General features: G+C 63.9%; 29 protein-coding genes, 1 tRNA gene and 1 pseudogene. 16 read left to right on the forward strand and 15 right to left on the reverse strand.

Going from position 1 to position 25,489, the window contains the following annotated elements:
• Positions 1 to 3 precede the first annotated feature (3 nt).
• Genes BKG76_RS09700 through BKG76_RS24350 form a run of 3 tightly spaced genes read left to right on the forward strand, consistent with a single transcriptional unit; the run spans position 4 to position 3,451 of the window.
• Positions 4 to 1,068, forward strand: a complete 1,065-nt coding sequence (locus BKG76_RS09700; RefSeq protein ID WP_070937465.1) for an ATP-dependent DNA ligase — start codon at positions 4 to 6, stop codon at positions 1,066 to 1,068.
• Positions 1,069 to 1,094: 26 nt separating this feature from the next.
• On the forward strand, positions 1,095 to 1,961 hold the full coding sequence (gene gluQRS, locus BKG76_RS09705) for a tRNA glutamyl-Q(34) synthetase GluQRS (protein ID WP_070939093.1): 867 nt from the start codon (positions 1,095 to 1,097) through the stop codon (positions 1,959 to 1,961).
• Between the two features lie 44 nt (positions 1,962 to 2,005).
• Positions 2,006 to 3,451 (forward strand): ABC transporter substrate-binding protein/permease, encoded by a 1,446-nt coding sequence (locus BKG76_RS24350; protein ID WP_109420676.1) that lies wholly within the window; start codon positions 2,006 to 2,008, stop codon positions 3,449 to 3,451.
• On the opposite strand, the gene BKG76_RS09715 is transcribed toward BKG76_RS24350, so the two are convergent.
• Both BKG76_RS09715 and tgt read right to left on the reverse strand, forming a co-directional pair.
• Positions 3,448 to 4,677, reverse strand: a complete 1,230-nt coding sequence (locus BKG76_RS09715; RefSeq protein ID WP_070937466.1) for a cytochrome P450 — start codon at positions 4,675 to 4,677, stop codon at positions 3,448 to 3,450. The two genes, BKG76_RS24350 and BKG76_RS09715, sit on opposite strands and share 4 nt — an antisense overlap.
• Before the next feature lie 62 nt (positions 4,678 to 4,739).
• Positions 4,740 to 5,960: a tRNA guanosine(34) transglycosylase Tgt gene (tgt, locus tag BKG76_RS09720; protein ID WP_070937467.1), complete on the reverse strand. Its 1,221-nt coding sequence runs from the start codon at positions 5,958 to 5,960 to the stop codon at positions 4,740 to 4,742.
• A gap of 53 nt (positions 5,961 to 6,013) precedes the next feature.
• Between tgt and BKG76_RS09725 the strand changes: the two genes are divergently transcribed.
• The 3 genes from BKG76_RS09725 to BKG76_RS09735 all read left to right on the forward strand — a co-directional run bounded on the left by BKG76_RS09725 (position 6,014) and on the right by BKG76_RS09735 (position 7,499).
• Positions 6,014 to 6,565, forward strand: a complete 552-nt coding sequence (locus tag BKG76_RS09725) for a DUF4334 domain-containing protein (protein WP_070937468.1) — start codon at positions 6,014 to 6,016, stop codon at positions 6,563 to 6,565.
• A gap of 47 nt (positions 6,566 to 6,612) precedes the next feature.
• Positions 6,613 to 7,041 (forward strand): SRPBCC family protein, encoded by a 429-nt coding sequence (locus BKG76_RS24355; RefSeq protein ID WP_083337993.1) that lies wholly within the window; start codon positions 6,613 to 6,615, stop codon positions 7,039 to 7,041.
• Between the two features lie 143 nt (positions 7,042 to 7,184).
• Entirely contained in the window at positions 7,185 to 7,499 is a 315-nt protein-coding gene (locus tag BKG76_RS09735; RefSeq protein ID WP_070937469.1) for a DUF732 domain-containing protein, read from the forward strand.
• Between the two features lie 60 nt (positions 7,500 to 7,559).
• Here the strand turns inward: BKG76_RS09735 and BKG76_RS09740 are convergent.
• Positions 7,560 to 7,650, reverse strand: a tRNA-Ser gene (locus tag BKG76_RS09740).
• Positions 7,651 to 8,005: 355 nt separating this feature from the next.
• Here BKG76_RS09740 and BKG76_RS09745 point away from each other — a divergent pair.
• Together BKG76_RS09745 and BKG76_RS09750 are read left to right on the forward strand one after the other, a co-directional pair.
• Entirely contained in the window at positions 8,006 to 8,302 is a 297-nt protein-coding gene (locus BKG76_RS09745) for a hypothetical protein (protein ID WP_070937470.1), read from the forward strand.
• Positions 8,303 to 8,490: 188 nt separating this feature from the next.
• The gene (locus BKG76_RS09750; RefSeq protein WP_070937471.1) at positions 8,491 to 8,787 is read left to right on the forward strand and encodes a hypothetical protein; all 297 of its coding nucleotides are present in this window, start codon (positions 8,491 to 8,493) and stop codon (positions 8,785 to 8,787) included.
• Positions 8,788 to 8,850: 63 nt separating this feature from the next.
• Here the strand turns inward: BKG76_RS09750 and BKG76_RS09755 are convergent, their stop codons facing one another.
• Positions 8,851 to 9,309 (reverse strand): nucleoside deaminase, encoded by a 459-nt coding sequence (locus tag BKG76_RS09755; RefSeq protein ID WP_070937472.1) that lies wholly within the window; start codon positions 9,307 to 9,309, stop codon positions 8,851 to 8,853.
• A complete protein-coding gene (locus tag BKG76_RS09760; protein WP_070937473.1) occupies positions 9,306 to 9,836 on the reverse strand; it encodes a tRNA adenosine deaminase-associated protein in 531 nt (176 codons plus the stop codon). Before BKG76_RS09760 ends, BKG76_RS09755 begins: the two co-directional genes overlap by 4 nt.
• A 71-nt stretch (positions 9,837 to 9,907) precedes the next feature.
• Here BKG76_RS09760 and BKG76_RS09765 point away from each other — a divergent pair, with 71 nt between their 5' ends.
• Positions 9,908 to 10,867 carry a prephenate dehydrogenase gene (locus tag BKG76_RS09765; RefSeq protein ID WP_083337994.1) on the forward strand — a complete coding sequence of 320 codons (960 nt, stop codon included), beginning with the start codon at positions 9,908 to 9,910 and terminating at the stop codon, positions 10,865 to 10,867.
• On the opposite strand, the gene BKG76_RS09770 is transcribed toward BKG76_RS09765, so the two are convergent.
• The 6 genes and pseudogenes from BKG76_RS09770 to BKG76_RS09795 all read right to left on the reverse strand — a co-directional run bounded on the left by BKG76_RS09770 (position 10,864) and on the right by BKG76_RS09795 (position 15,579).
• A complete protein-coding gene (locus BKG76_RS09770; protein ID WP_070939095.1) occupies positions 10,864 to 11,412 on the reverse strand; it encodes a putative glycolipid-binding domain-containing protein in 549 nt (182 codons plus the stop codon). The two genes, BKG76_RS09765 and BKG76_RS09770, sit on opposite strands and share 4 nt — an antisense overlap.
• A gap of 115 nt (positions 11,413 to 11,527) precedes the next feature.
• A pseudogene (locus BKG76_RS09775) lies at positions 11,528 to 12,200 on the reverse strand (ABC transporter permease); the annotation flags it as partial.
• Positions 12,197 to 12,850, reverse strand: a complete 654-nt coding sequence (locus BKG76_RS09780) for an ABC transporter permease (RefSeq protein WP_070937474.1) — start codon at positions 12,848 to 12,850, stop codon at positions 12,197 to 12,199. The gene BKG76_RS09780 and the pseudogene BKG76_RS09775, both read right to left, overlap by 4 nt.
• A 1-nt stretch (position 12,851) precedes the next feature.
• Complete coding sequence (locus tag BKG76_RS09785; RefSeq protein ID WP_070937475.1) at positions 12,852 to 13,958, reverse strand: ABC transporter ATP-binding protein; 1,107 nt, start codon at positions 13,956 to 13,958, stop codon at positions 12,852 to 12,854.
• Positions 13,959 to 13,962: 4 nt separating this feature from the next.
• A complete protein-coding gene (locus BKG76_RS09790; protein WP_070937476.1) occupies positions 13,963 to 14,895 on the reverse strand; it encodes an ABC transporter substrate-binding protein in 933 nt (310 codons plus the stop codon).
• Positions 14,896 to 14,958: 63 nt separating this feature from the next.
• Positions 14,959 to 15,579 carry a TetR/AcrR family transcriptional regulator gene (locus BKG76_RS09795; RefSeq protein ID WP_070937477.1) on the reverse strand — a complete coding sequence of 207 codons (621 nt, stop codon included), beginning with the start codon at positions 15,577 to 15,579 and terminating at the stop codon, positions 14,959 to 14,961.
• Positions 15,580 to 15,638: 59 nt separating this feature from the next.
• Here BKG76_RS09795 and BKG76_RS09800 point away from each other — a divergent pair, with 59 nt between their 5' ends.
• From BKG76_RS09800 to BKG76_RS09820, 5 genes are all read left to right on the forward strand, one after another.
• Positions 15,639 to 16,421: an SDR family oxidoreductase gene (locus BKG76_RS09800; RefSeq protein ID WP_070937478.1), complete on the forward strand. Its 783-nt coding sequence runs from the start codon at positions 15,639 to 15,641 to the stop codon at positions 16,419 to 16,421.
• Complete coding sequence (locus tag BKG76_RS09805) at positions 16,418 to 17,500, forward strand: NAD(P)H-dependent amine dehydrogenase family protein (protein ID WP_070937479.1); 1,083 nt, start codon at positions 16,418 to 16,420, stop codon at positions 17,498 to 17,500. Before BKG76_RS09800 ends, BKG76_RS09805 begins: the two co-directional genes overlap by 4 nt.
• Positions 17,501 to 17,603: 103 nt before the next feature.
• The gene (locus tag BKG76_RS09810; protein WP_070937480.1) at positions 17,604 to 17,981 is read left to right on the forward strand and encodes a LapA family protein; all 378 of its coding nucleotides are present in this window, start codon (positions 17,604 to 17,606) and stop codon (positions 17,979 to 17,981) included.
• A gap of 72 nt (positions 17,982 to 18,053) precedes the next feature.
• Positions 18,054 to 18,767, forward strand: coding sequence for a hypothetical protein (locus tag BKG76_RS09815; RefSeq protein WP_131815810.1), 714 nt, complete (start codon positions 18,054 to 18,056; stop codon positions 18,765 to 18,767).
• Positions 18,768 to 18,814: 47 nt separating this feature from the next.
• The gene (locus BKG76_RS09820; RefSeq protein ID WP_070937482.1) at positions 18,815 to 20,098 is read left to right on the forward strand and encodes a threonine/serine exporter family protein; all 1,284 of its coding nucleotides are present in this window, start codon (positions 18,815 to 18,817) and stop codon (positions 20,096 to 20,098) included.
• Here the strand turns inward: BKG76_RS09820 and BKG76_RS09825 are convergent.
• Positions 20,088 to 21,323 carry an acyl-CoA dehydrogenase family protein gene (locus BKG76_RS09825; protein ID WP_070937483.1) on the reverse strand — a complete coding sequence of 412 codons (1,236 nt, stop codon included), beginning with the start codon at positions 21,321 to 21,323 and terminating at the stop codon, positions 20,088 to 20,090. The two genes, BKG76_RS09820 and BKG76_RS09825, sit on opposite strands and share 11 nt — an antisense overlap.
• Positions 21,324 to 21,371: 48 nt before the next feature.
• Between BKG76_RS09825 and BKG76_RS09830 the strand changes: the two genes are divergently transcribed.
• Both BKG76_RS09830 and BKG76_RS09835 read left to right on the forward strand, forming a co-directional pair.
• Positions 21,372 to 22,088, forward strand: coding sequence for an SHOCT domain-containing protein (locus BKG76_RS09830; protein ID WP_070937484.1), 717 nt, complete (start codon positions 21,372 to 21,374; stop codon positions 22,086 to 22,088).
• Between the two features lie 17 nt (positions 22,089 to 22,105).
• Positions 22,106 to 22,777 (forward strand): histidine phosphatase family protein, encoded by a 672-nt coding sequence (locus BKG76_RS09835; protein WP_070937485.1) that lies wholly within the window; start codon positions 22,106 to 22,108, stop codon positions 22,775 to 22,777.
• On the opposite strand, the gene BKG76_RS09840 is transcribed toward BKG76_RS09835, so the two are convergent.
• The 3 genes from BKG76_RS09840 to BKG76_RS09850 are packed head-to-tail and all read right to left on the reverse strand — an operon-like array spanning position 22,774 to position 25,447.
• Positions 22,774 to 23,286 (reverse strand): hypothetical protein, encoded by a 513-nt coding sequence (locus tag BKG76_RS09840; protein ID WP_070937486.1) that lies wholly within the window; start codon positions 23,284 to 23,286, stop codon positions 22,774 to 22,776. The genes BKG76_RS09835 and BKG76_RS09840 overlap by 4 nt on opposite strands.
• Positions 23,283 to 25,154 carry an alpha/beta hydrolase gene (locus BKG76_RS09845; RefSeq protein ID WP_070937487.1) on the reverse strand — a complete coding sequence of 624 codons (1,872 nt, stop codon included), beginning with the start codon at positions 25,152 to 25,154 and terminating at the stop codon, positions 23,283 to 23,285. The genes BKG76_RS09840 and BKG76_RS09845 overlap by 4 nt, the downstream gene beginning before the upstream one ends.
• Positions 25,154 to 25,447 (reverse strand): hypothetical protein, encoded by a 294-nt coding sequence (locus BKG76_RS09850; RefSeq protein ID WP_070937488.1) that lies wholly within the window; start codon positions 25,445 to 25,447, stop codon positions 25,154 to 25,156. Before BKG76_RS09850 ends, BKG76_RS09845 begins: the two co-directional genes overlap by 1 nt.
• Between the last annotated feature and the right edge of the window lie 42 nt (positions 25,448 to 25,489).

Below are 25,489 nucleotides of genomic sequence, written 5' to 3' on the forward strand. Positions count from 1 at the left end.
GGAATGGACCTGCCCGTCATGCCTCCTATCGCGCCAATGCTCGCAAAACCTGTCGCAAAAATCCCGGCCGACGCCTCCTATGAGCCCAAGTGGGATGGGTTCAGGTCGATCGTGTTTCGTGACGGCGACGAGGTAGAGCTGGGCAGTCGCAACGAGAAGCCCCTGACCCGGTACTTCCCCGAGTTGGTGGCGGCGATTCTTGCCGAGCTGCCCCAGCGATGCGTCGTCGACGGCGAGATCGTGATCGCCACCGAGGCGGGGCTGGATTTCGAGGCACTGCAACAGCGGATTCACCCGGCAGATTCGCGGGTACGGCTGCTCGCCGAGCAGACACCCGCCTCCTTCATCGCATTCGACCTGCTGGCGCTGGGTAACGAGGACTACACGGCCCGGCCGTTCAGCGAGCGGCGTGCCGCGCTGACCGAGGCACTGTCCGGTGCCGGGAACTCCATTCACCTCACCCCCGCGACCACCGACCAGACCCTGGCGCAGCACTGGTTCGAGAAGTTCGAGGGGGCCGGTACCGATGGGCTCATCGCGAAACCGTTGGCGATCCCCTATCAACCCGACAAGCGCGTGATGTTCAAGATCAAGCCCGAACGGACCGCCGATTGCGTTGTCGCGGGGTACCGGGTGCACAAATCGGGCGACGACGCCATCGGGTCGCTGCTGCTGGGCCTGTATCAGAACGACGGCGTGTTGGCATCGGTCGGCGTAATCGGCGCTTTCCCCATGGCCGAACGCAAGCGCCTCTTCCAGGAACTGCAACCACTGGTCACCTCCCTCGACGGGCACCCGTGGAACTGGGCCGCGCACGAGGCGGGCGAACGCACACCGCAGAAGAACGCGGGCTCTCGGTGGAATGCCGGCAAGGACCTGTCCTTCGTCGCGCTGCGCCCCGAGCGGGTGGTGGAGGTTCGCTACGACCACATGGAGGGCGTGCGGTTCCGGCACACCGCCCAATTCAACCGCTGGCGCCCGGATCGCGATCCGCATTCCTGCACCTACGAGCAGCTCGAACGACCAATCGCGTTCAGTCTCAACGATATTGTGCCGGGCTTGGTGTGACGGATGAGCGCTTGCGCGAAGACTATATGACGGGTGCGGGGCGGTTCGCACCGAGCCCCTCGGGCGACCTGCACATAGGAAATCTACGGACGGCATTGTTGGCATGGCTGTTCGCGCAGTCGAGCGGGCGCCGGTTCCTGATGCGAGTGGAGGACCTCGATACCCGGACAAACTCCGCGGTGGCGCAGCGCCAGCTGGCCGACCTCGCCGCGATCGGTGTGCGGTGGGAGCTGCCCGTGATGTGGCAGTCCGATCGGACCACCACCTACGGAGAGGTGATCACCTCGCTAGATTCTCGCGACCTGCTGTACGAATGTTATTGCAGCAGAAAAGACATCGCCCAAGCCCCGACGGCACCACACTCACCGCCGGGCGCGTATCCGGGCACCTGCCGCGAGCTGCCGGAATCCGAACGAAAGCAACGGCGCGCCGCGCGCCCGCCCGCGCTACGACTGCGCACAGAAAACTCGTCATTCACCGTGCACGACCTGATACACGGTGAATACACCGGCCTCGTCGATGATTTCGTGGTGCGCCGCGGTGACGGCGTCACCGCCTACAACGTCGCGGTGGTGATCGACGACCAGGAGCAGGGCGTCGATCAGGTGGTGCGCGGCGACGACCTGTTGGCCTCCGCACCGCGGCAGGCCTATCTGGCCGCACTGCTGGGCTATCCGGTGCCGACGTACGGCCATGTCCCTTTGGTTCTCAATACCGCGGGGGCACGGTTGGCCAAACGGGATGGCGCGGTGACCCTCGCCGATCTCGGTGCGGATCGGGCGTTCGCGTTGATCTGTGATTCGCTCGGGTACCAGGCCGCCGACGCCGCCGATCTGCTGAGCCAGTTCGATTCCGGGCGCATCCCGTGTCAGCCCTGGATATACCCGGGCTGATTCGAAGCGACCTGAAGGCGGACGAATCGTGTTAGCCTCCCGCGGTGCTTCGTGCCATCATGCTTGCGCTTCTCGCACTGGTGGCGGTAGCCGGTTGCGCGGCCCCGGCACAGGAACCGTTACGCGTCGGCACCGAGGGCGTGTACGCGCCGTTCAGCTTTCACGACGGGCGCACCGGGGAGTTGACGGGCTACGACGTGGATGTGGCCCGCGCCGTCGGTGAGAAACTGGGCCGCCCGGTGGAGTTTGTGGAGATTCCCTGGGACGCGATCTTCGCCGGACTGGACGCCGAACGGTTCGACGTCGTCGCGAACCAAGTCACGATCACCCCTGCACGCAAGGCCAAGTACGACCTGTCTAAGCCCTACGCCCTCGGCGAGGGCGTGATCGTCACCCGCGCCAATGACGACACCATTCACGGCCTGGCCGATGTCCGAGGCAAGGTGGCCGCCGAGAACGCGACGAGCAACTGGTCGCAGATCGCCCGCGACGCCGGCGCCCGGGTGGAGACGGTCGAGGGCTTCACCCAGTCCATCACCCTGCTGAGCCAGGGCAGGGTCGACGTCGTCATCAACGACAGCATCGCCGTCTACGCCTACCTGGCCAGCACCGGCGATCCGGCCGTGAAGATCGCCGGGACCACCGGACAGCGCAGTGAGCAGGGGTTCGCGGCCCGGAAGAACAGCGGCCTACTACCCGACCTCGACAGGGCGCTGGATCAGCTGGCGGCCGACGGCACATTGACCCGCATCTCCCAGAAATACCTGAAGGCCGATGCCAGCGGAACAACCAAAACCGAAGCAGGCCAGAACGATTCCAGTGAGGTCAGATCCAACACTCAGTTGGTACTGGACAATCTGTGGCCGATGGCACGCGCCATGGTCACTGTCACCTTGCCGCTGACCGCCATCAGTTTCGTGATCGGACTGGTGATCGCCCTCGGGGTGGCGTTGGCCCGCATGTCGGATCATCGCGTGCTATCCGGCCTCGCCCGCATCTACATTTCGATTATTCGCGGTACGCCGCTGCTGCTTCAGCTGTTTCTGATCTTCTTCGCACTGCCCGAGTTCGGAGTGAAGATCAGTCCCTTCCCCGCCGCCGTCATCGCGTTCAGTCTCAACGTGGGCGGCTATGCCGCGGAAATCATCCGCTCGTCCATCCTGAGCATTCCGCGCGGGCAGTGGGAGGCCGCCTCCAGCCTGGGCATGAGTTACAGCACCACGTTGTGGCGCATCGTCATTCCGCAGGCCAGCCGGGTCGCGGTGCCGCCGCTGTCGAACACGTTGATCTCGCTGGTGAAGGACACCTCGCTGGCATCGGCGATCCTCGTGACCGACGTGATGCGCACGGCGCAGGTCGCCGCCGCACCGACCTTCCAGTTCTTCACGCTTTACGTCACCGCCGGGGTCTACTACTGGATCGTCTGCATGGCGATGTCGGTGGTGCAGGACCGGCTGGAACAGCGTCTGGAGAAGTCGGTCGCGCGCTAGGCGATGCCCACCGGAAGATCGGCGAGCCCGCGCAGCGTGACATTCGGCCGGTAGGTGGGCTCACCCATTAGCCGGGCTTCCGGGAACCGGGCGGTGATCGAACTCAACGCCAGCTTGGCCTCCAGCCGGGCCAGCGGAGCACCCAGACAAAAGTGTGGTCCGTGCCCGAAGGCCAGGTGTTTGATCTCGGCACGGTCGGGATTGAAGACATCCAAGTCGGGGCCGACCTCCGGATCACGTTGTGCGGCAGCAAGCATCAGCAGCACCCACTCGCCGCTCGGCAGTGTGAAGTCGCGAATGGTCATGTCCCCGTCGGCGACACGGGCGACCATGTGCACCGGCGGATCGTAGCGCAGCGTCTCTTCGACAACCAAGGGTGCGCGATCAGCATTCTGCCCCAACAGTTTCCACTGCTTTGGATCACGCAGCATGGCCAGCGAGGCGTTGGCGATCAGGTTGACGGTGGTCTCGTGTCCGGCAATGAGCAGCAGGGTGCAGGTGGAGATGATCTCCTCCTCGGTGAGCTGATCACCGGCCTCTTCCACCTGGATCAGCGCGGACAGCAGATCGTCACCAAGATTGCGCCGCCGGGCCGCGATGAGGTCGATGAAGTAGTCCCACATCCAGTGAGCGGCCTGGAACCGTTCGTCCATGTTGGCCGGAGACTGTCCGGTCAACGCGTACACCGGGTCCAATCCCTGGGAGAGAAGCGCCGAGGCCCTGCCGAATTCCGGCTCGTCTTCGATGGGGACCCCCAGCATGCGGCAGATCACCGCGACGGGCAGCGGATAGGCGAAATCCGTGACCAGATTGAAGGTTCCGCACCGGGCGAGGTTCTCCACCAGCTGATCCACCAGGGCCTGGATGTCTTCCGCCATCGCGTTGATCACCTTGGGGGCGAATGCCTTTGAAGCCAACTTACGTAACCGAGTGTGATCGGGGGCGTCCAGCCCCAAGAACGAGGGCCTGCCGACCAGATTGGGATTCTGGGCAAGCTGTCGTTGGACGATCTTCGACTTACGGCGGTCCGATGACGCCTGCGGGTGGCGCAGCACCGCGTTGCAGTCCGCGAAGGTCGCCAGCACACTCACTGCCATACCGGGCGGGTGCACCGGACCGGTCTGCGTCTGCTCGACCAACTGGCCGTAGACGGGGTACGGATTCGCACGATTGGCCGGGTCGAGCACCTGAAGAAGCAGGGTGCCCGGATCGGTCGTAGTAGGCATGCGTCCAGTGTGCGTTGAGATTCTGAGATCCGCCTGAGGCAACGGCGTCCGGCCGCCGGAATTTAACCGTAGTAGCGGCCCAACGTGTCGTCCCGCAGCTCGTCGAAGCGCCCGTCCACCATGCTGGCCCGGATGCGGTCGACCAATCCAATGGTGAACCGCTCGTTGTGGATAGTGGCCAAGGTAGAGGCCAGGATCTCCTTGGCCTTGAACAGATGGTGCAGGTACGCCCGCGTGTAATGCGCGCAGGTGTAGCAGTCACACTCGGCGTCGATGGGGGTGAAGTCCCGGCGATACTTGGCGCCGGTGATGTTGACCCGACCATCGCGGGTGTAGACGGCGGCGTTGCGCGCGACCCGTGACGGCGACACGCAATCGAAGGTGTCCGCCCCCGCCGCGACCGCCGCGAAGAGGTCGTCGGGCTCGCTGATCCCGAGCAGATGGCGCGGCTTGTGTTCGGGTAGTTCGGATGTCACCCAGCCGACGATGGTGCCGAGATTCTGCTTCTCCAGCGCGCCGCCGATGCCGTAACCATCAAAGCCGCGATCCCCGCTGCTCACGAGGGATTCCAGCCCCCGCGCGGCCTGGCGCCGAAGATCCTCGTACTGCGCGCCCTGCACCACACCAAACAACGCCTGATACGGCTTGTCGGCGCGCTCACGCGTCAACTTCTCGTGCTCGTCCAGGCAACGCTGCGCCCACTCGTGGGTGCGCTGTACCGAATCCTCCTGATATTCACGGGTATTGATCAAGGTGGTGAGTTCGTCGAAGGCGAACATGATGTCGGCGCCCAGCTGATGCTGGATCTGCATGGACACCTCGGGGGTGAACCGATGCGTGGACCCATCCAGATGCGAAGTGAAGGTCACCCCGTCGTCATCCACGTGGGCGAGCTTGTCCTTGCCTGCGATCACATGGTCGTCAGCACGCGCTCTGTCGACTTCCATCGCCATCACCTTGCGCGCCCCGGAACCCAGCGAGAGCACCTGGAACCCGCCGCTGTCGGTGAATGTCGGCCCGGGCCAGTTCATGAAGGCGCCCAGTCCGCCGGCCTCGTCGACAATGTCCGGTCCGGGTTGCAGATAGAGGTGGTAGGCGTTGGCAAGCACCGCCTGGGCCCCGAGCGCGGCCATGGTTTCCGGCAGAACCGCCTTGACGGTGGCCTTGGTTCCGACGGCGATGAAGGCCGGGGTCTGGATGTCGCCGTGCGGGGTATGAATGACACCGGCCCGGCCCGCAGTCCCGGGCAAGGTGGCGTCGATGGAGAAGTACTGGTCAGTCATCGCAGGCTATTTTGCCCTGGGCACGTCGCGCCCTCGGGTCGTAGGCTCGGCTCATGACAACGATGTCGGATCTTCTCGCGCTGGAACAGGGCACCACCACTGCAGAGGCCTTGGTCTTCTTCGACAATTTGGAGCCCGTGCGATCCGAAGAGTTGATAGGCCAGCGCTGGCATGGCGGTGAGGTGCCTACCGGGCATTCGATGGACGGCATCCTGACGGTGTCGGGCTGGTACGGCAAGCAGTTCGACGATGTCGATCATGTGCATCCACTGCTGTTCAGCGACGCTAGCGGCGATATCTTCGCGGTCGACCCGATGCTGGCACCGATGGGTCTGGCGGGCCGGATCAGTGGGCTGACTGAGTCCCCGATGGTCAAGCGCACCTCGCCGACCGCACTGTCCGCGCTCAAGCCGCTGATCCGGACCAACAAGCATCGCGCCCGGCTGCGCAACATCGAGTTCCGCGGCGCCGTCAGTGCGGCCATGGTCTACGACCACAAGGCGATCATCGACCACTTCCGCAAGGTGGATGACGCGACATTGCTCGGCATCATGGACCTGCGCGATATGGACCAGCCCTACTTCTTCACATTGCGCCGAGACTGAGCGCTGGCGCCGCGCAGCGCCTACGCTGCCCGCGTGAGGGCGTCGAAATGATCTTGTTCGAGCGATCTTTCGCCTACCCGCCGCCGCAGGTGTGGCGGGCGATGGTCGATCCGGACCTGTGGTCCCTGCAGACCGACGGGTTCCGACCGGAGGTCGGTTGCCAGTACCGGATCACTCATCCGGCCATCATGGGCACCCGGCTACTCGGCACCGGCGATTGCACCGTCGTCGCCGCGGATCCGGGTGAGCTGCTGGCCGTCGACTTCGTGGGCGCGGTCCGCGAGGGCAATCCCGCCCGCTGGACCATCAGCCACCGCCTTACCGCCGAGAAAGGCGGCACCGTCCTCACGACATGCCTCAACGGCGTCGACATCAACGATCACTCCGAGAGGGTGCTCCTGCGCGTGGTGACCGATAGCACCGCGCGGTCGCTGCACGTACTGGATGAGTGGTTGCGTCGGCGCGGTACGGGCTAGCGCTGCCGTGTTCGGCGTTCGATACAGACCGAACACCGAAAACCTCGCAATTTCCTTCAAAGTCACCGTGAGGATGCTGTGAGACTGCCACACTTCCCTCCGGATATTTCCGCACAACACTCTGGGGACCGGGGGTTTGATCGATGTTCAAAGCAATCGTGGTGGCGGCTTTCGCTGTGCTGATGTCGGGCGGAGTGGCGCATGCCGACGCTGTTGACGACCAGTATTTGAAGCTGTTGGCCTCGCATGGCATCGAAGGGGACCCCGAGCAGTTGATCTCCGCGGGCCATGACTCCTGCGATGCCCTGGATCAGGGGCGTATCGGCTTTGGCATGAGCCCCTACGGTTTTGCGGTCATGAAGATCACCGGCCAGCTGATGGCGCAGGGACTTGCGTCGCAGCAGGTGTCTCAACTGATGCACGACGCGAACACCGTGTACTGCCCCGGCAAGGCCTGAGGGCCGACCCGGTAAGCGCAAAAAAATACCCCCTGATCTGCTCTAGCAGTCAGAGGGTAATGGCGGTGGCGGAGGGATTTGAACCCTCGGACGGGGGTTACCCGTCACACGCTTTCGAGGCGTGCTCCTTAGGCCGCTCGGACACGCCACCGCCGAGAAGACTACAGGCAGCAAGGCCCTATCCCCCAATCGGTTGGCCCAGCTATCCGGGACGACCCACGCACCACCACGGGTGAAGGTGCTATATCGCGCTACCGACCGGCAGTGTTAGCAACACACCGTCCATATGCGTGAGATTGCATGACTGACAGAGAACTCCCAGCGTCCTCTACGAATACAGCGGCGCGGCTCTCAGGAATGTGGCTTTCCATCTTGCTTGTGCAGGTTCTCGTTGACATCGCAGCGGCCGCCCCGTCGGGGCGGGCGGATGCTGCGCGGCGGTCAAACGCCACGACGAGGTCGGTACGGCAGAGATCGACACAATCAAGATTGGAAGGCCCTGACCAATGAAAATCCTCGTAGGAATCGCGGCGTCCGCAGCCATCGCGGCCGGCGGACTCGGCCTGGCGGCCACAGCCAACGCCGCGCCCGCCATACCCGCACCCACTTACCACTGGTGCCCGGGCGAGTTCTGGAACCCCATCTGGGGATTCAACTGGGAATTCGGAGAGTGCCACGACGACTGGCACCGCGATCGCGATGGCGACCGGCATGACCGCGACTGGCGCGGTGACGACCGTGGCGACTGGCACGACCATGACCGTGGCGACTGGCACGACCACGATCACGACTGGAGGCCGTAACCGCATCTAGCCCACAGACAATCCCGCCCACCGGCACACCCGGTGAGTGGGATTGTTTGCTATTTGACGCCTTTCCGTGATCAAGGGTGCTCGTCGTATGCATGAAATTGCATGACTAACAGCGTATTTACAGCATTCTGTACGAATAGAGGGTTCGTATTGCCAGTTAGCAATGTTTTGCTGTTCCCGTGAAAATCCTCGTTGGAATTGCCGCATCCGCTGCCATCGCCGCGAGTGGGCTCGGGTTGGCTGCCACCGCCAGCGCCGCACCTGCTCCGGCCCTACCTGCTCCCGCCTACCACTGGTGCCCGGGCGAGTTCTGGAATCCCATCTGGGGATTCAACTGGGAAGGGGGCGAATGCCATGACGACTTCCACCGCGACCGTGACGGAGACGACCACGGGCGTGACTGGCACCCCGATGATCATCGTGACGACCGAGGACCCGATCGCGGGCCCGACCACGGTAACGACTGGCACCGGTAAAGCCCCCTAAATACGGCCCGTCCGGCGCGAGACCCCGACCCCTGATCGCGCCGGGCGGGTCACTTACCTTTTCGTGGCGAAGAACTCCTCCAGCAGCGCCGCGCATTCCTGCTCCAGCACCCCGCCGCGCACTTCGGGACGATGCGACTGACGACGATCCCGCACCACGTCCCACAGCGATCCCACGGCGCCGGTCTTGGGTTCCCAGGCCCCGAACACCACACGGCCCACCCTGGCAAGAACCAGGGCCCCGGCGCACATGGTGCAGGGCTCGACGGTCACCGCCAGCGTCGCACCCTCCAGCCGCCAGCCGTCACCATGCTTGGCAGCGGCCTCCCGTAGCGCCAGAACCTCCGCGTGTGCGGTCGGATCACCAAGGCGTTCACGAGCATTCGCAGCACGAGCAAGTTCTGTTCCGTCGGCGGCGTAGATCACCGCACCGATCGGCACATCGTCCGCACCGGCCTCACCCGCCGCGACCAGCGCGGCACGAATCAGCGACTCATCGTCTGGGAATGTCAACGATCCAGCTTGTCGAGCACCGCACCGAACTCATCGGCGAAGCCCATGCGGGCCGCGATCATGCCGAGCTGTTCGTCGGGGTAGAGATCGCTCTCGCTGAGGATCACGCTGAGCACCGGCTCGGGCAACCCGATATCGGAAAGCAAGCCCAGATCGCCTTCCTCCCAGGGATCGACCTCGTCGAGCTCATCAGGATCGAGCTCCGGGACCGGCACATTCAGTCTGTCGAGTACCTCGACAGCGATGTCGTAATCGATGGCCGCCGTGGCGTCGGAAATCAGCAGATGCGTTCCCGAGGGGGCCGGCCGAATGATGATGAAGAATTCCTCGTCAACATCCAGCAAACCGAAGACCGCACCGGCGCTACGTAATTCACGCAGCTCGGTCTCGGCAGCCGCCAAATCGGTGAGCGCTCCAGCCTTCAGCGATGTCACCCGCCAGCGGCCTTCCTCGCGCACGACGGCTACGCCGAAGCCCTCCAGGCTCTCGGCACTGGGCCCTACGGCCTTTGCGCGCTGTGCGTCCATGGGCAATACGGTAGTGCCACACACCGTGTTGTGACCACAATCCATTTGGTCACGTATGCAAACCTGATGGAGTGAACGCCGCCGAACACGACCACCAACGCCCCCCGATCTGCGTACTTGGCCTCGGACTCATCGGTGGCTCCCTCGTGCGCGCGGCCACCGCCGCGGGGCGGCACGTCTGGGGATACAACCGCTCCGCCGAGGGCACTGACGCCGCACGTGCCGCCGGCTACGACGCCACCGCCGACCTGGACCTGGCGCTGCGGCGAGCCCGCAATGCCCAGGCTCTCATCGTGCTCGCGGTGCCGGTTCCGGCCCTGTCACCATTGCTCACCCGCATTTCGGAACTGGCTCCGGAGTGTCCGATCACCGACGTCACGAGCGTGAAATCCGCTGTACTGCAAGAAGTATCGGCGCACGGATTGACTGCGCGATTCGTCGGGGGCCACCCCATGGCGGGAACAACCGAATCCGGCTGGAACGCCGGGAACGCAAAGCTTTTCCACGACGCGACCTGGGTGGTCAGCGTCGACGACGGTGTCGATCCGCACGTGTTCGCACAGGTGACCCAGCTGGCGCTGGACTGCGGATCCGTCGTGGTTCCGGCGCGCTCCGACGAGCACGATTCGGCCGCGGCAACTATCTCGCACCTGCCGCACCTACTCGCCGAGGCTCTCGCCGTCACCGCCGACGGGATCCCCCTGGCCTACTCGCTGGCCGCCGGATCATTCCGGGACGGCACCAGGGTTGCCGCCACAGATCCATCGTTGGTGCGCGCCATGTGCGAATCGAACCCAGACGGCGTGCTGCCGGCCCTGGAAGAGGCCATGGCGCTGCTGGCGGCGACCTGGAACACCCTGAATGCCGAAGACTCGGTAGAGCTGCTGGTGGAGGCCGGGTACGCCGCGCGGCAGCGATACGAGGCGCACAAGCGGTTCGATATCACCGGCATCAGCCGACAGGATGCCGACTGGCGTGAACAGTTGGCCGAAGCAGGTCGTGCCGGAGGCGTGCTGCGGAACGTGCCCTAGATGCGGATGGCGAGTCCGGGGTACTCCAGGAGGAATCCCTCGTCATCCACGGTGACGGTGGTGTCGGCGACTGGTGAGACGACCTTGATGCCCTTGCCGTCGTTGCGGTAGCTGATGGTGGCGGGACTGACCGCCAGATCCGGCAGGGTCACGTACACAACAGGCAGTACAGCACTGCCTTCCTGCTGGTAGAGGCCCGTCCGGCGAATCGGCAGTGCGTTGAAGAAGGGGCTGAACACCACGTCGACGTCCAGGGCGCCGTCAAACGTGGCGCGCGTCGCACCCTCATGGTTCTGCACCGTCCACATGCCCTCTTCGTCCCGGGCGATCGACAGCTGGCGTTCCCGCTCGGCGACCGTGGTGGACAAGGACAACCGATTGGTGGAGCCGGTTTCGTCGGTGACCAGGTCGTATGAAGCACTGAACGCCGGGTGGGCGTCGGACGCACCTGCCACGAAACGGCCGTGTGCGCGGATACGCCGACCAGATAGTTGGACCCTGGTGGATTCCATGCGCGATGCGTCGTGAGCCCGCCAGGTCAGCACGGCAGGCCCAGTCGCCTCGGGGGTATTCACCCGTCTACCGTAGGCGACCGCGCAAATTGAGTTCCTCTTGAGCCCCTACCACCTGAACTGACCCGGCCGGCGCCGTCCGTAAGCGCGGCAACGGTCCGCAGCCGTCCGGTCCCCGGCGCCGAGAGCCACACCGCGAAAGCAAGGAACGCATCGAGCAGCAGGGCCAACGCGGTGACCATGATGGCACCGACCAGGGCCAGGTGGAATTGCCGGACCTTGATGCCGTCGATGAGATACCGGCCGAGCCCGCCAAGGCTGGCGTAGGCAGCGACAGTGGCCGTCGCGACGATCTGCAATGTCGCCGTCCGCAGCCCGGACAGCATGAGCGGCAGTGCGTTGGGCACCTCGACGCCGAACAACACTTGGCGTTCGGTCATGCCCATGGCCCGAGCCGCCTCCACCACCGTGCGGTCCACGTTCGCGACACCCGAATAGGTGCCCGCCAGCAGCGGCGGCACACCCAACAGCAGCAACGCCACCGTCGGCGGCAACAGGCCCAGACCCCACAGCAGCACACCCAGCAGCAGCACGCCCAGTGTCGGTAACGCCCGAAGCGCGTTCACCGCGCTCACCACCAGGAAGGTGCCGCGACCGGTATGCCCAATGAACAGACCCATCGGCACGGCGATCACCACCGCCGCCAGCACCGCGATCAGGGTGTACTCCAGGTGTTCACCGATCCGCATTCCCAGGCCGCTGTTGCCAGTCCAATGGGACGCGGTGAATATGTAGCCGAGCGCGTCGGAGAGAAAATTCACGCGGCACCAACGGTCTTCGTCGCTCTGGTCCATGGTGTGGCAGCGCGTCCGAGGATCACCAGCAGCGAATCCACGATGACGGCCAGCAGAAAGATCGCGACGATCCCCGCGACGATTTGGCTGCTCTTGTTGGCCTGGTAGCCCTCGGTGAACCAGGTACCCAGACCGCCGATGCCAATCACCGAACCCACCGAGACCATCGAGATATTGGTGACGGCAACCACTCTCAAGCCCGCAACCAGCACCGGTATGGACAGCGGTAACTCGACCCTGATGAGGCGAGCCAACGGGCGGTATCCCACCGCGGTGGCCGCGTCGCGCACGTTCGGCGCGATCGCGTCGAGCGCCTCCGGTACCGCGCGAATGAGCAGCGCAGTCGTGTAGAGAGTCAGCGCCACCATCACGTTGGCCTCGTCGAGTATCCGGGTCGGGATGATCAGCGGCAACGCGACGAACAGTGCCAATGAGGGGACGGTGAATACGATGCTGGCGATTACCGTCGTCACCCGCCGCACCGTGCGGTGCCGGTGAATCAGTGCGCCACAAGGGATTGCGATGGCCAGGCCGATGAGAATCGGTACCAGCGACAGCCGCAAGTGGATCAGCGACAGCTGCCACGCGTCGCCGAGATGAGTGAAGAGATAGCGCATATCACCGCTGACCGTTGTGGCGTTGACGATCCAGAGCGACCAACACATCGTCACCCCGGACACCGCCACGCACCCGGCCATCAGCACCGATCGCCACACCCAGCCCACACGGCGAAGACAGCGCAGCATCCAGCGCCTGCCGCAACGTCCCGTCCGGACCGAACAGCGACCCGCCCGCAATTACGCTGTCGTACAGCGACTTCCCTGACCGGTACACATCCACCCCGGCGTCGTCCATCCACCCGAACGGAGTGCCGTCGGGATTGCAGACCAGCACCCAGTCGCCCGGCGCAATGATCAGGTCACCGATCTGCGACTCCAGAACCTGCCTGACCTCATACAACGGCACCTCACCCGCGTCACGGAACTGTAGACCGCGATAGCCGCGATCGCGCCCGATGAATCCGGCCACGAAATCACTTGCCGGGTTGGATAACACACGCTCGGGTTCGTCGTACTGCTGCAACACACCGCCGGGCCCGAAGACCGCCACCTTGTCCCCAAGTTTGATTGCCTCGTCGATATCGTGCGTGACGAAGACGATGGTCTTGTTGAGTTCGGCCTGCAGTCGCTGCATCTCGGCCTGCAGGTCATCGCGTACGTTCGGGTCGACGGCGCTGAAGGGTTCGTCCATCAACAGGATCGGCGGGTCGGCCGCCAACGCACGTGCCACACCGACGCGCTGCTGTTGCCCCCCGGACAGCTGCGCCGGATACCTGGTGGCCAACTGAGGATCGAGGCCCACGCGTTCCAGCACTTCGAGTGCGGACTTACGCGCGGTGCGCCGGGATTCACCACGTAACACCGGAACCGTCGCCACGTTGTCGATGACACGCTGATGCGGCATGAGACCCGCGTTCTGGATGACGTATCCGATGCCCAACCGCAGTTTGACGGGATCCACCGTCCTGATGTCGGCGCCGTCGACCGTCAGTACGCCCGAGGTGGGGTCAGTCATCCTGTTGATCATCCGCATCGAGGTGGTCTTCCCACACCCCGAAGGCCCCACGAATACTGTGAACGATCCCTTGTCCACGTGCATGCTGAGATCGTCGACCGCCGTGGTTCCATCGGGATACTTCTTAGTGACATTCTCAAAAGTGATCACGCGATCAATTGCCCATCGGTTTGTCGAAGCCCTTGTCCGTCAACCATTTCTGCGCAGCTTGCTTGGGGTCGACGCCGTTGTTGCCGGACACTGCGGCGTTGAGCGTGGTGAGGTCCTCGGTGGTCAATCGCGCCGACAACGCGTCGAGCACCTTCTTCAACTTGTCGGACTTCTTCTGCGCGTTGACCAATGGCACCACATTGCCGGCCGGGAAGGTGAACTTGGGATCGTCCAAGACCACCAGATCGTGCTCGGCAATGGCCGGGGACGTACTGAAAATATTGGCCGCGGTGATGGTCCCGTCCAACAACGCCTTGGCCGTCGCCGGGCCGCCGCCATCGCTGATGGCGACGAAGCGTGATTCCGGGATGTCCAACCCGTAATTGGCCTTGAGTCCGGCCAGTCCGACGCTGCGGTGTAAGAACTCCGAGGGTGCGCCCACCGTCACCTCTCCCGAATGCCCGGCGAGGTCGGCGATGGAGTGCAGATTCCACTTGTTCGCGGTCGCTCTGGTGACGCACAACGTGTCGGCATCCGATGCCGGCGAAGGAGTCAGGATGTCCAGGTCGCCGTCCAGCTTGCGCACGAGCGCAAGCTCAACGTCATCGGGTTTGGTAGCGGTGGCCTCCGGGTCGAAGTAGCGCAGCAGATTTCCGGTGTAATCGGCGATGAGGTCTATCGAATGGTCCTTGACCGCCGGGACGTACGTTTCGCGGCTACCGATGCCCAACTGCCTGGTGATCTGAAAGCCGTTGGTCTGCAATATCTGCGCGTACAGCTCGGCCACCATCTTCGACTCCGGGAAATCCGCCGAACCGACGATCAACGTGTTCAGATCACCCGAAAGCGGGCCTCCACCCAGGGGATTGGCGCTGCCACAGCCGCTGACGACAACCACTGCCATGACGGCAGCGAACAATTGTGCGGCCCTGCGCATCCTTCGACACTAACCGGGCAACCGGCGCCTCGCCCGGCTTTACCGTCAGGAAGATTCCGGTGGCTAACCAGAAGAGTCGGCGGATCCGGTGCTCTCGCCGGGCCCTGCCAGCAGTTCTGGCAAATATTTGATCACTGCGTCCGCCTGCTCGTCGGGAAGCAACTGACGCGCGAGCATATTCGCTCCGATGATCATGAACATGGTGGCGTTGGCTCGATCCTGCGCCTCCCGCTCATCGATCTCCGGGCATTGCGCACGCATCACCTTCGACAGCAGTTCCGCACCCGTCGCACCGAAGCTTCCCCACAGGGCCTGCCCCAGTTCGGGATCGGTGCGCATCTGACCGAGCAGCGCCGGAGCTGCCGCGATGACATCGGGCCGCTCGAACAGTTCCGCTGTGTACGTACAGGATTGACGAACCCAATCGCCGACCCCCGCGGCAGCGCTCATCTCCCGAGTGGGGGCAGTCCACCCGAACACTGCCTCGAACACCAGGTGGGCACGGGAGGGCCACCGGCGATACAGCGCGGGCTTACCAACGCCGGCACGTTCGGCGATCGCAACCATGGTGGTCGCCTCCCATCCCTGCCCCACCAAAAGCTCGCGCGCGGCAGCAAGCGCCTTGACGTCGATATCGGAGCTGCGGCGCCGGCCCCTACCCAGAGGTAACTCGTCGGTACTCATTGCAAATATCGTAACACTGTGTAACGTTGAGGCGTGGGTCACAGACAGAAGGGCAGCCAATGACAGGACTTCTTTCCGGAAAAACGGTGGTGATATCCGGTGTCGGCACCGGATTGGGGCGCGAGGTCGCGCTGAAGGCACACCAGGACGGCGCAAACGTCGTGCTCGGCGCCCGCACGCAAGAGAACCTGGAAAAACTGGCCACCGAACTGGACGACACCGGCGGCACCGCCGCCTGGACCGTCACCGACATCAACGACGCGTCGGCGTGCCAGCGCCTCATCGATACCGCCGTCGAGAAATTCGGCGCGGTGGACGCACTGGTCAACGTCGCGGCCAAGGAGGACGTGTTCGGCGGCATCGAGGGCGCGGATCTGGCGCAGTGGCAGGCGATGCTCAACACCAATGTCGTCGGCACCCTGCAGCTCGTTCAGGCGGCCGTGCCGGAACTGAAGAAGAACGGTGGATCGGTGGTCTTCATCGGTTCGCAATCGGCCTTCCACCCGCAGCTGCCCCAATCCGCGTACGCGACATCCAAGGGCGCACTACAGAACGCGATGTACCAGCTGGCCAAGGAGCTCGGGCCGCACAAGATTCGTCTCAACATGGTGGTGCCGACCTGGATGTACGGACCACCCATCCAGCTGTACATCGGTCTGGTCGCCCAGCAGCGCGGCATCACCCAAGAGGAAGTGCTGGCGGAACTGACGGCCAAGTTCCCCTTGGGTGAGATGCCCGCCGATGAAGACGTCGCCGATGCCGTGGTGTTCTTCGCATCCGACCGGGCCCGAATGGTGACCGGGCAGACCCTATTCGTCAACGCAGGAGAATATTTCGCATGAGTGACAAGTATCCCGTTATCGTCTGGGGCACAGGGGTTGTCGGCAAGTTGGTGATCCGCGAACTGCTGGATCATCCGGTCTTCGAACTGGCCGCCGTCCTGGTGCACGATCCGGCCAAAAACGGCGTGGACGTAGGAACCTTGGTCGACAGTCATCCGATCGGACTGGCGGCCACCACCGATATCGACGCCGCGCTGGGTACTGAGGGCACTGTCGCGTACTTCGGGCCGACCGCACAATACGCACTGGAGAACATCGACAACATGTCTCGCGCACTGCGCAGCGGGCACAACGTCGTCTCCACGGCGATGACCCCGTGGGTGTACCCGCAGGTGTGTCCGCCAGAAATGCTCGCCGATATCAACCAGGCCTGCGAGGACGGCCAGACATCCTGTTTCACCACGGGTATCGACCCCGGCTTCGCCAACGACCTGTTCCCGATGACGCTGCTCGGCGTGGGTGGGCGTGTGGATTCTGTACTGGTACAAGAGCTTTTGGACTACCAGTACTACAACGGCGATTTCAGCACACCGATGGGCCTGGGTGCACCCATGGACCAGCAGGCGGTGTTGGAGATCCCCGAGGTGCTGGTCCTGGCATGGGGCCACACCATTCCCATGATCGCCGACGCCGTCGGCGTGAAACTCGACAAGATCGACACCGTCTACGAAAAGTGGGCCACTCCAACCGAGATCGCTTACGGGGCCGAGCCCAACACCGGAACCATCGCTGCGGGGCATTGCGCTGCCGTGCGTTTCGAGATCCGCGGCTGGGTGGGCGGGAAGCCCAAGATCATCATCGAGCATGTCAATCGCATCACCAACGACACCGCTCCACATTGGCCGCGGGCACAGTCCGTCGACAATGACGCGTACCGCATTGAGATCAAGGGCAGCCCGAACATCACCCAAGAGACCGTCTTCCGTGACGAACGCTCCGGTGACGGCGCCATCGGCGGCTGCCTGGCCACCGGGATGCGAGCGATCAACGCCATACCAGCGGTTATCGACGCTAAGCCGGGATTCCTGACGCCACTGGATCTTCCGTTGATCGCGGGCCAAGGCACTATCCGCGGCTGACCTGCGCTGAGTGCCGTCTTTTCGCGGTATCTAGTTGATCTCATCCGCGAAAAGTCGGCCTCATACGCTTGCATTCAGCGTCTAGGTAGCAAATGATGAACCTATGACCAGTGACCCCGGTACGACACCGGACTCTCCGGTTGCCGACGCATCGACCGATGTCCCCGTCGGGGAGCGGCCGCCTCTGCCTGCCAAGAGCGAACCCCAGAAGAAGAAAAAAGAGGACGCGGTCACGCGGACTCGTGCGGCGGCAACGTGGACCGGCGTCATCCTCGGCCTACTCATCCTGATCCTGCTGCTGATTTTCATCACGCAGAACATGAACCCGGTCACGACGACCTTCCTGGCCTGGCATCTCAACCTGCCGCTGGGGGTGACGGTGCTTATCGCCGCCGTCGCCGGCGCGCTCCTCACCGCGCTGGTGGGCATCGTGCGCATCATTCAGCTGCGGCGTGCCGCGAAGAAGAACCTGCGGGCCTGACCCGGGTTGGGGTTATACGACTGCAACTGCCTGGTTACCGGGGTCAGTCTGCTGCATCAGCAGGCTGCGCTGGTGATTCTCAGGCGGGTGGGTGAGGTTTTCACGCCGGTCACGCTGGCCTTACACGGCGACTACAACATGCAAGGCACGATCAGCGTCGACGCGGATGCTCATGGCGCATTGGTGCTGAACTATTTCATGGACCGCTACGACGGTGGAAGCTTCATCGCCGCAGACGACACCACCCGGCTCGAGTGCCGAATCCCCCCGACGAGAGACCATATTCAGTCAATCGTCGACCTTATCGAGCGCACCACAACGTGTTCCGAGGTGAACACCTCCTTCGGACCCCACGGCGGAGGTCACGCGCCGTCCACCTTGCTCGACGGTGACTTCATTGTGCACGCGCTGATTGCGCAGCCCGTCTGGGATGCGATCGCACGTCATCACGAGGTGCCCTCGCAATCGGCCGAGGAGCGGTTCTCACACGTGCTGCGCGATTCCGCGCCGCAGCAGATCTACGAGGGTCAGATTCCCAAACTCACCACGCGAATAGATGAACTTGCCCGTGTCGACTCATTTCTCGCGGCGTACGGGATGGCGTGGAGGCCGCCCGGATCGACTGTCTGTCGGTATCCCAGCACCTACGACGACCACGAAGACGACGATGTGCGGGAATGGCTGGACCGGGCCCGTGCGGACTACAGCCGTCTTCCGTGGATGCTGACAGCGATCGATGACTGCGAGCGTAATTTCGAGCGCCGACTGCGCGAGTTGGACGAATAGTCCTATTCACCCGACATTGGGCGGCCCGTACCCCAAAAATATGATGGATGGCTACGTTATCTGCGCTTGTCAGGAAGGCGCTCAAGGACAAGCCCGTACCGCTGGCTGACGCGAAGCATTTCTCCGATGCCGAGGTTGTCACGATGCTGCGGATGCTCGGCATCGCGATGCTCGAGGTGGGCCAGCCCACCAACCTCGTGCTCGCCAAATTGCATGACATCGCACCGCAATACACCGACAAAGAGCTACGCGCCGTCGTGCTGCCAACGGTGCTGATCATCCAGATAGACGGTGTCACCGGACAGCTCGAAGTCGAGGAATCCACCCGCAGCACTGCACAGTTGGACCAGGCAGGCCATATCGACACCATCGCCGACATGGCCGTCGCCGGTGCCATCGCGCCCGCCGATGCGATCGCACGCATCTACGAGATCAGGTGCCTGAAGCCCCGTTTCGGAACCATCGTCACCGTTATCGGACACACCATCTTGACCCTCGGCTTCGGATTGGCACTGGCGCCCACCTCCTCGGCGCTGCCCGCGTACCTGGTGCTGGGCCTGATCGTCGGGGTGCTCATGCTGGCCACCAACCCGATGCCCACCCTGGCCGCCACCATGCCGGCAGTGGCGGCCTTCGTGGTAACGGTGATCAGCACGTTTATCGTCGCGAACGTCCCCAGCGAGGGGCTGGCGCGCGTGCTGGCGCCCGCCCTCATCGCCGTGCTGCCCGGCGTCACGCTGACCATCGGGGCGCTGGAACTGACCAGTACCCAGTTGATGGCCGGCTCCACCCGCATCGTGTATGGCATCGCCCAATTGATGCTGCTGGCACTGGGTGTGGTGATCGGCGTGAAAGTGGCTGGGCCACCGGAGCCCTCGCCCCTGGGCCCGCCACTGGGCAGCTGGACGATCGCATTGGCCGTGCCGGTGATCGCCATCGGTTTCTACCTCTACAAGTCCGCGCCGCGCGGCTCGCTGATCTGGTTGGTGCTGGCAATCGGCGTCGCCATGATCGGACAACGCCTCGGTGGCCTGTTCCTGGAACCGGCGATGACGGGTTTCGTGGGCGCGGTCGCCGTCGTTCCCTTCGCCCTGTTCGCCGCCCGATTCAAGGGTGCACCGTCGGCAATTGTGTTGCTACTGGCCGCCTTCTGGTGCCTGGTGCCGGGCGCACTGAGTTTCGTGAACGTCAGCGAGGTCGCCGCCACCGGGCACGCGAACCTCACCGCACTGCTCGACACCTGTATGGCGATCTTCTCGATCGCCCTAGGGCTGCTGGTGGGGGCGAGTCTGCATCGGGGAATGCGCTACGCGCTCACCGTTACTCGCTAGCGTATTTTGCCAGCTCTATGCGGGCCACCACACCTCGGTGCACCTCGTCGGGGCCGTCGGCCAGTCGCAGGGCGCGTGCGTTAACCCAGGCAGCTGCCAGCGGAAAGTCATTGGAAAGCCCTCCACCACCATGGATTTGGATCGCCATATCAATGACCTGCTGAGCCATATTGGGCGCGGCCACCTTGATCTCGGACACTGCCGACAGCGCGCCCAGGATGCCCACGGTGTCCAGCAGCCACGCGGCATGCAGCACCAACAGCCGGGTCTGGTTGATGGCGATGCGGGCGTCTGCGATGCGCTCGCGGTTTCCGCCCAGGTTTACCAACGGTTTTCCGAACGCGGTGCGATCCAAGCCACGCCGACACGCGTGCTCCAATGCCACCTCGGCCAGACCGATCAGGCGCATCGCATGATGCACCCGGCCCGGCCCGAGGCGGCCCTGCGCAATCTCGAATCCCTTGCCCGGCCCCGCGATAAAGGCATCCACCGGAAGACGGACATTATCGAAGGACACCACCCCGTGGCCGCCCGGCTCGTCATAGAACCCCATGGTGGGCAGCATGCGGTCGACGGTGACGCCGGGGGTGTCCATCGGGACAAGCACCATGGAGTGGCGGGCGTACCGGTGCGCATCGGGGTCGGTCAGCCCCATGAAGATGATCACCTTGCAATCGGGGTGGCCGACACCGGTGCTCCACCATTTGCGCCCGTTGATCACCACCTCGTCGCCCTCGACGACGGCAGTGGCCGCCATGTTCGTGGCATCCGAGGACGCGACATCGGGCTCGGTCATACAGAATGCCGAACGAATGTCACCTTCCAGCAGCGGTTCGAGCCAGACCTCTTTCTGCTCCTGGCTGCCGTACCGGTGCAGCACCTCCATGTTCCCCGAATCCGGTGCGTTGCAATTGAATACCGCGGGTGCGAACAACGAGCGGCCCATCTGCTCGGCCAGCGGCGCGTACTCGGAGTTCGATAGTCCGCCACCTAACTCCGGATCAGGCAAGAAGAGGTTCCACAATCCCGCGGCACGCGCCTTCGCCTTCAACGCCTCCAGCTCCGGGGGCACTTTCCACAGTTCGGCCGTCGTTCCCGCGCGCGCACCCAACAACTCGTCATGATGAGCCAGGACCGCACGTTCCACCGGCATGACCTCCCCGTCGATGAACTCGCGGACAGCGGTGATGAGTTCGGCGGCACGGTCAGACGGGGCGAAGTCCATCTGTCCGATGCTACGACGAGCGCAATCCATCGGTGACAGACTTCCTGCATGAGTACCCGCCCGCGGGCCCCGCGCATCGTGAGGGTGGCTGGGATCTTGGCCCTGGTCGTCGGCCTTCTCGGCTTCATTGCGGCGATATTCATGAACTCATTCGTGTTAGACCGGTACACCGCGTACGGCGAGGTTCCCATCCCCGGCACTGGCACCGTCGAGCTCCCCAAGGGGGAGGTAATCATCAGCTTCCACGCGCGCGTCGCGGGCGGCAAGGGCAGCAGCCTGCCCGTCCCGCCGCTGACGATGGACCTCGTTCCGCCGGATGGCGTCGAGGATCCGCATGTCACCGAGAACATGGGCAGTTCGACGACGATCAACAACGACGCCCATGTGCGGGTGTGGGTGGCGCAGATCGCCACAGCGGGCACATACACCGTCACCACCAAAGGCGATGTCAACGGGTACATCCGGCCACGGCTCGCCTTCGGCAACAACACCGCCTCGGCACTGTGGCCGGTGACGTTCGGTGTGTTATTCGGCGTGGGCTTGGTCATGACCGTGCTGGCCGGTTTCTGGCGGGGCCGCGCGAGTAAGACCCCGAAATTCGCCGCGCCACCACCGATCGAAACCGGGACGTACTCGTCACACTTCCCCACCGATGACGGCGTCCGGATCGAACAACTGAAAACCCTTGCCGCCCTGCATGAGTCCGGAGCACTGACCGATTCGGAGTTCGAAGCCGAGAAGCGCCGGGTCCTCGGTGGCGGCTAGTCGATACGATTCTCGGTATGGGCGTCATCTACCTGGTCCGGCATGGTCAGGCTGCCAATTACTCGAGCAGTCCCGATAGCCCACTGACCAGCACCGGAGAGCGACAGGCCAGCGCCGTGTCGGCCGAGATCGCCCGCCGTGGGCTGGCAGGTACCCGGATCTTGCACGGAGGGATGAAGCGGCAACGGCAGACTGCCGAAGCGATCGCGGTGGCCCTGGGATCCGAGCCGCAGCAGGACGACCGCTGGGACGAATACGACTACAAAGAGATCGTCGGCAACTCACGGATGCGACGGCTGGCATCCGTGAGCACCGTCAAGAGTCTGGCCAAGGGAAATACCCAGGCCATTCTGGAGGACGGGCTGGCGCAATGGGCCAGCGCCGATTCTGCCGGCGAGTACGCCGAGAGCTACACCCGCTTTCAGCAGCGGGTGTTGGCCGCCATGGCCGATGCCACCACGCTCGACGGTGACACCGTGGTGGCCACCTCGGCCGGTGTCATCGGCATGATCGTCGCGGATCTGTGGGGCGGAAGCGTCTCGAATTGGCTTACCGCACAACGTGTTGTCATCAACTCGTCAATCACTTCGCTGGTCAACGGTAAACGCGGGGTGAGTCTGCTCGCCTTCAATGACCACACCCACCTGATCGGGGACGGCGGTAATCGGGATCTGGTGACCTACCGCTAGCCCTCGCCGGCACACGGCGACATCGCCGTTACCTCGAACAGATCCCGTCCACCGGCAGTGGTGTAGGCCCGCGCGCCCACCACATAGCCCCGGGGGTCCTGGTAGGTCTTGGTGTTCGACGGTTCTGGGTCCGGCCGAGTCCACGGTTGACGCTTAAATCCCTGGGCAGCAAGTGAATCCAAGCGGCCCATGGCACCATCGACCAACTCCGCGGGAGGGTTGTCCACCCACCACTGTCGGCGCACCTTCCACGGCGGCCCCTCACTCATCAATGATTCCTTGTTGGTCAGGCAGCCGACCTTCTCGACACTATCGGGGCCAGGATCCACGTCCTGCCCGGAAACGAGCGAAACGTAGCCGGCGGTGATCCGCGCGGCTTCGGTGACCGTCAGCGTGGTGGGTTGCATCGTGTCCTCACTTGTCGTTTTCGTCGCCCGAGTATCCGGTCCTCCGCATGCGGTCGCGGCCGCCAGCACCAACAGGGCCACAATCGTTGTCAGACGCTTCATTTCACCTGAATCCTCTGGCCATGTTCGGGATGATCGGTCACCCGCGGGTTGTCCCATGGGTGATGACGGCGGTCGATCGTCCCCTGGTCATCCCATGGGAGGTCGGGCACCTTGGGGGCCGCACCTGCGCGCGCTTGATCCCACGCCTCAGCCCGGAAATTCCCATCGTCGCCGACCTTGATGTCGACGTAATTCGTTTCGATTCCCCGCTCGACGTAAGCCGTCGCCTCGCCGCCACCGATGACCGCCGCAATATTGTGGAAGGCATCCGAATTCGGGTCATCCCAATAGCTTCCATGGCCGTCGGGCCCCACGATCACTTGATTCGGATGCTTGCCGAATTCGCCGTAGTACCCGGTATCCAGCCGAGTCACACCGGGGATCTTGTCGGGGTCCGTCGCCGATGGCAGCCCGCCCAACGGGTTGCCGATCCGTCCGTCCACGCTGTGCGGAATCCCCGGAATCTGATCCACACCCGGGATATCCGAGAGCCGCATATCACGCGGCAGAGACTGCACGAGCGCGATCGGATCGCCCGGGGCCGTCATGGAATAGCGCTGCACATTGGGGTTCGGGTCCGTATACCCGCCGGGCAGAACACCCGTCCCCGCCGACGACGCGTGCAGAATGCGGTCGGCACGCAGACCCATCTGCTCGGCGGTTCCCACGATGGCGCCGCCATACGAATGTCCCACGTATGTCACCGGTGTTCCCGGGGCACTCTGACCCACCGCCCGGTCCACCTCATGCCCGAAGTCGACCAGCTTGGGCGCCATCGCCGCCGCATAGGAGGGGTCGGCCGCCTTGTCCAGCCCCTGCGGAAAGTCGCCGCCCAGATACAGGAAGATGGGCGATCCGCTCTCCTTGGCCAGCTTGAGCGCCGACTCGTGGTTGGAGCCGCTGCCGTTCAGGTTGGTGTTGGTGCCGGGAACGATCACGCCGACACCCTTGATGCCCGGTTTGATATCGCCGATCATCTCGATCATGCGGCCATTGCCCTCGGTGGAGAACATGACGTACTTCCGGTCCACCGAATAGTCCCGGGGCCCGGCATCCGCCGGCCGCGTGACCAACGGGTCTTGCATCGGCTTGAGCATGTCTTGCAACTGGTTGACCCGCGCCTGGTCGGGCGGCTGCTTCTGCAGCTCGTCGCTCAGCGCGTTGCGAATGTTGATCTCGTTGGCCGCGATCCTGGTCTCGAACGGAATCCCGTCCTTGTTACCCATGACCTCGGGATTGGCGATCACCATGGCGTCCACCGTCTCGGGCGACAACGTCGCCATGAACGCAGCGCGCTCGTCGGGGCTCATCTTCGCGACGCGGTCCACCAGGGCGTCGGGATCGACCTTCTCCCCCGTCGGCAACGTGACGTCTTGGTGCCCGTCACGCATGCTCTCCAGATCGTTGGCGGCCTCCCGAAGCTTCTTGCCATACATGTCGTCGAGACGCGCGAGCTCGTCGAGCCCGGACTGAATCCTGCGCTGGTGGTCGGCGGCGGCCTGTGCCTTCTTGGCGTCCGGGTGGCTCACCTCGCCGGTATCGGTCACCGTGAATCCCTCGGAGACCGCGGCATCCACGTCCTGAAGCGTGAACTCCTTGGCGTGCTTCAGCGTTCGCGCCGCGTCCTCGGCATCATCGGAGATGCGGTTCAAGACATTTCGGATCTCGCGACCGTGATCCAGTTCCTGATCCACCTTGATCTTCGCCGCGTCATGAGTCTTTCCGAACCAGCCGGTGGCGTCGTTGAACACCCGATCACACGAGTCCAGCGACGCATCCAGAGTCCGTGCGTTGTCCCGTGCTGTATCGGCTGCCTTGCCCAGCGCATCGAGATTCCAGCCCCGGAGCTGGCTGATCGTGGGGCGCATCAGCGTGGTTTGAGCGCGTCGAAGGAAGTTGCCGTCTTCTCATCCTGCGCAGTGACATTGGCGGCGAAAGTATCGACGAGTCCCGCCATATCCGAGAACCTGCGCGCGATCGAGGACATCGCCTTGATGCCGGGCGACGCGGTATCGCGGATGGCCGCCAGCACCTCGCTGCCCGCACCCGAGGCATCCTCGAATGCCGACCACGGCAGGTCATTGATGTGCAGCGTCTCACCCAGCCACGCCTTCGAGATGCCCGCGAGCTCCTCGGTACGGACCCCGAACGGATCGGTCATGGTTCCCCTCCGCTAACTCCTGGCAGCAACTTTATCGAGTTA

Source organism: Mycobacteroides franklinii (assembly GCF_001853795.1).
In the GTDB taxonomy this organism is placed as follows: Bacteria; Actinomycetota; Actinomycetes; order Mycobacteriales; family Mycobacteriaceae; genus Mycobacterium; species Mycobacterium franklinii.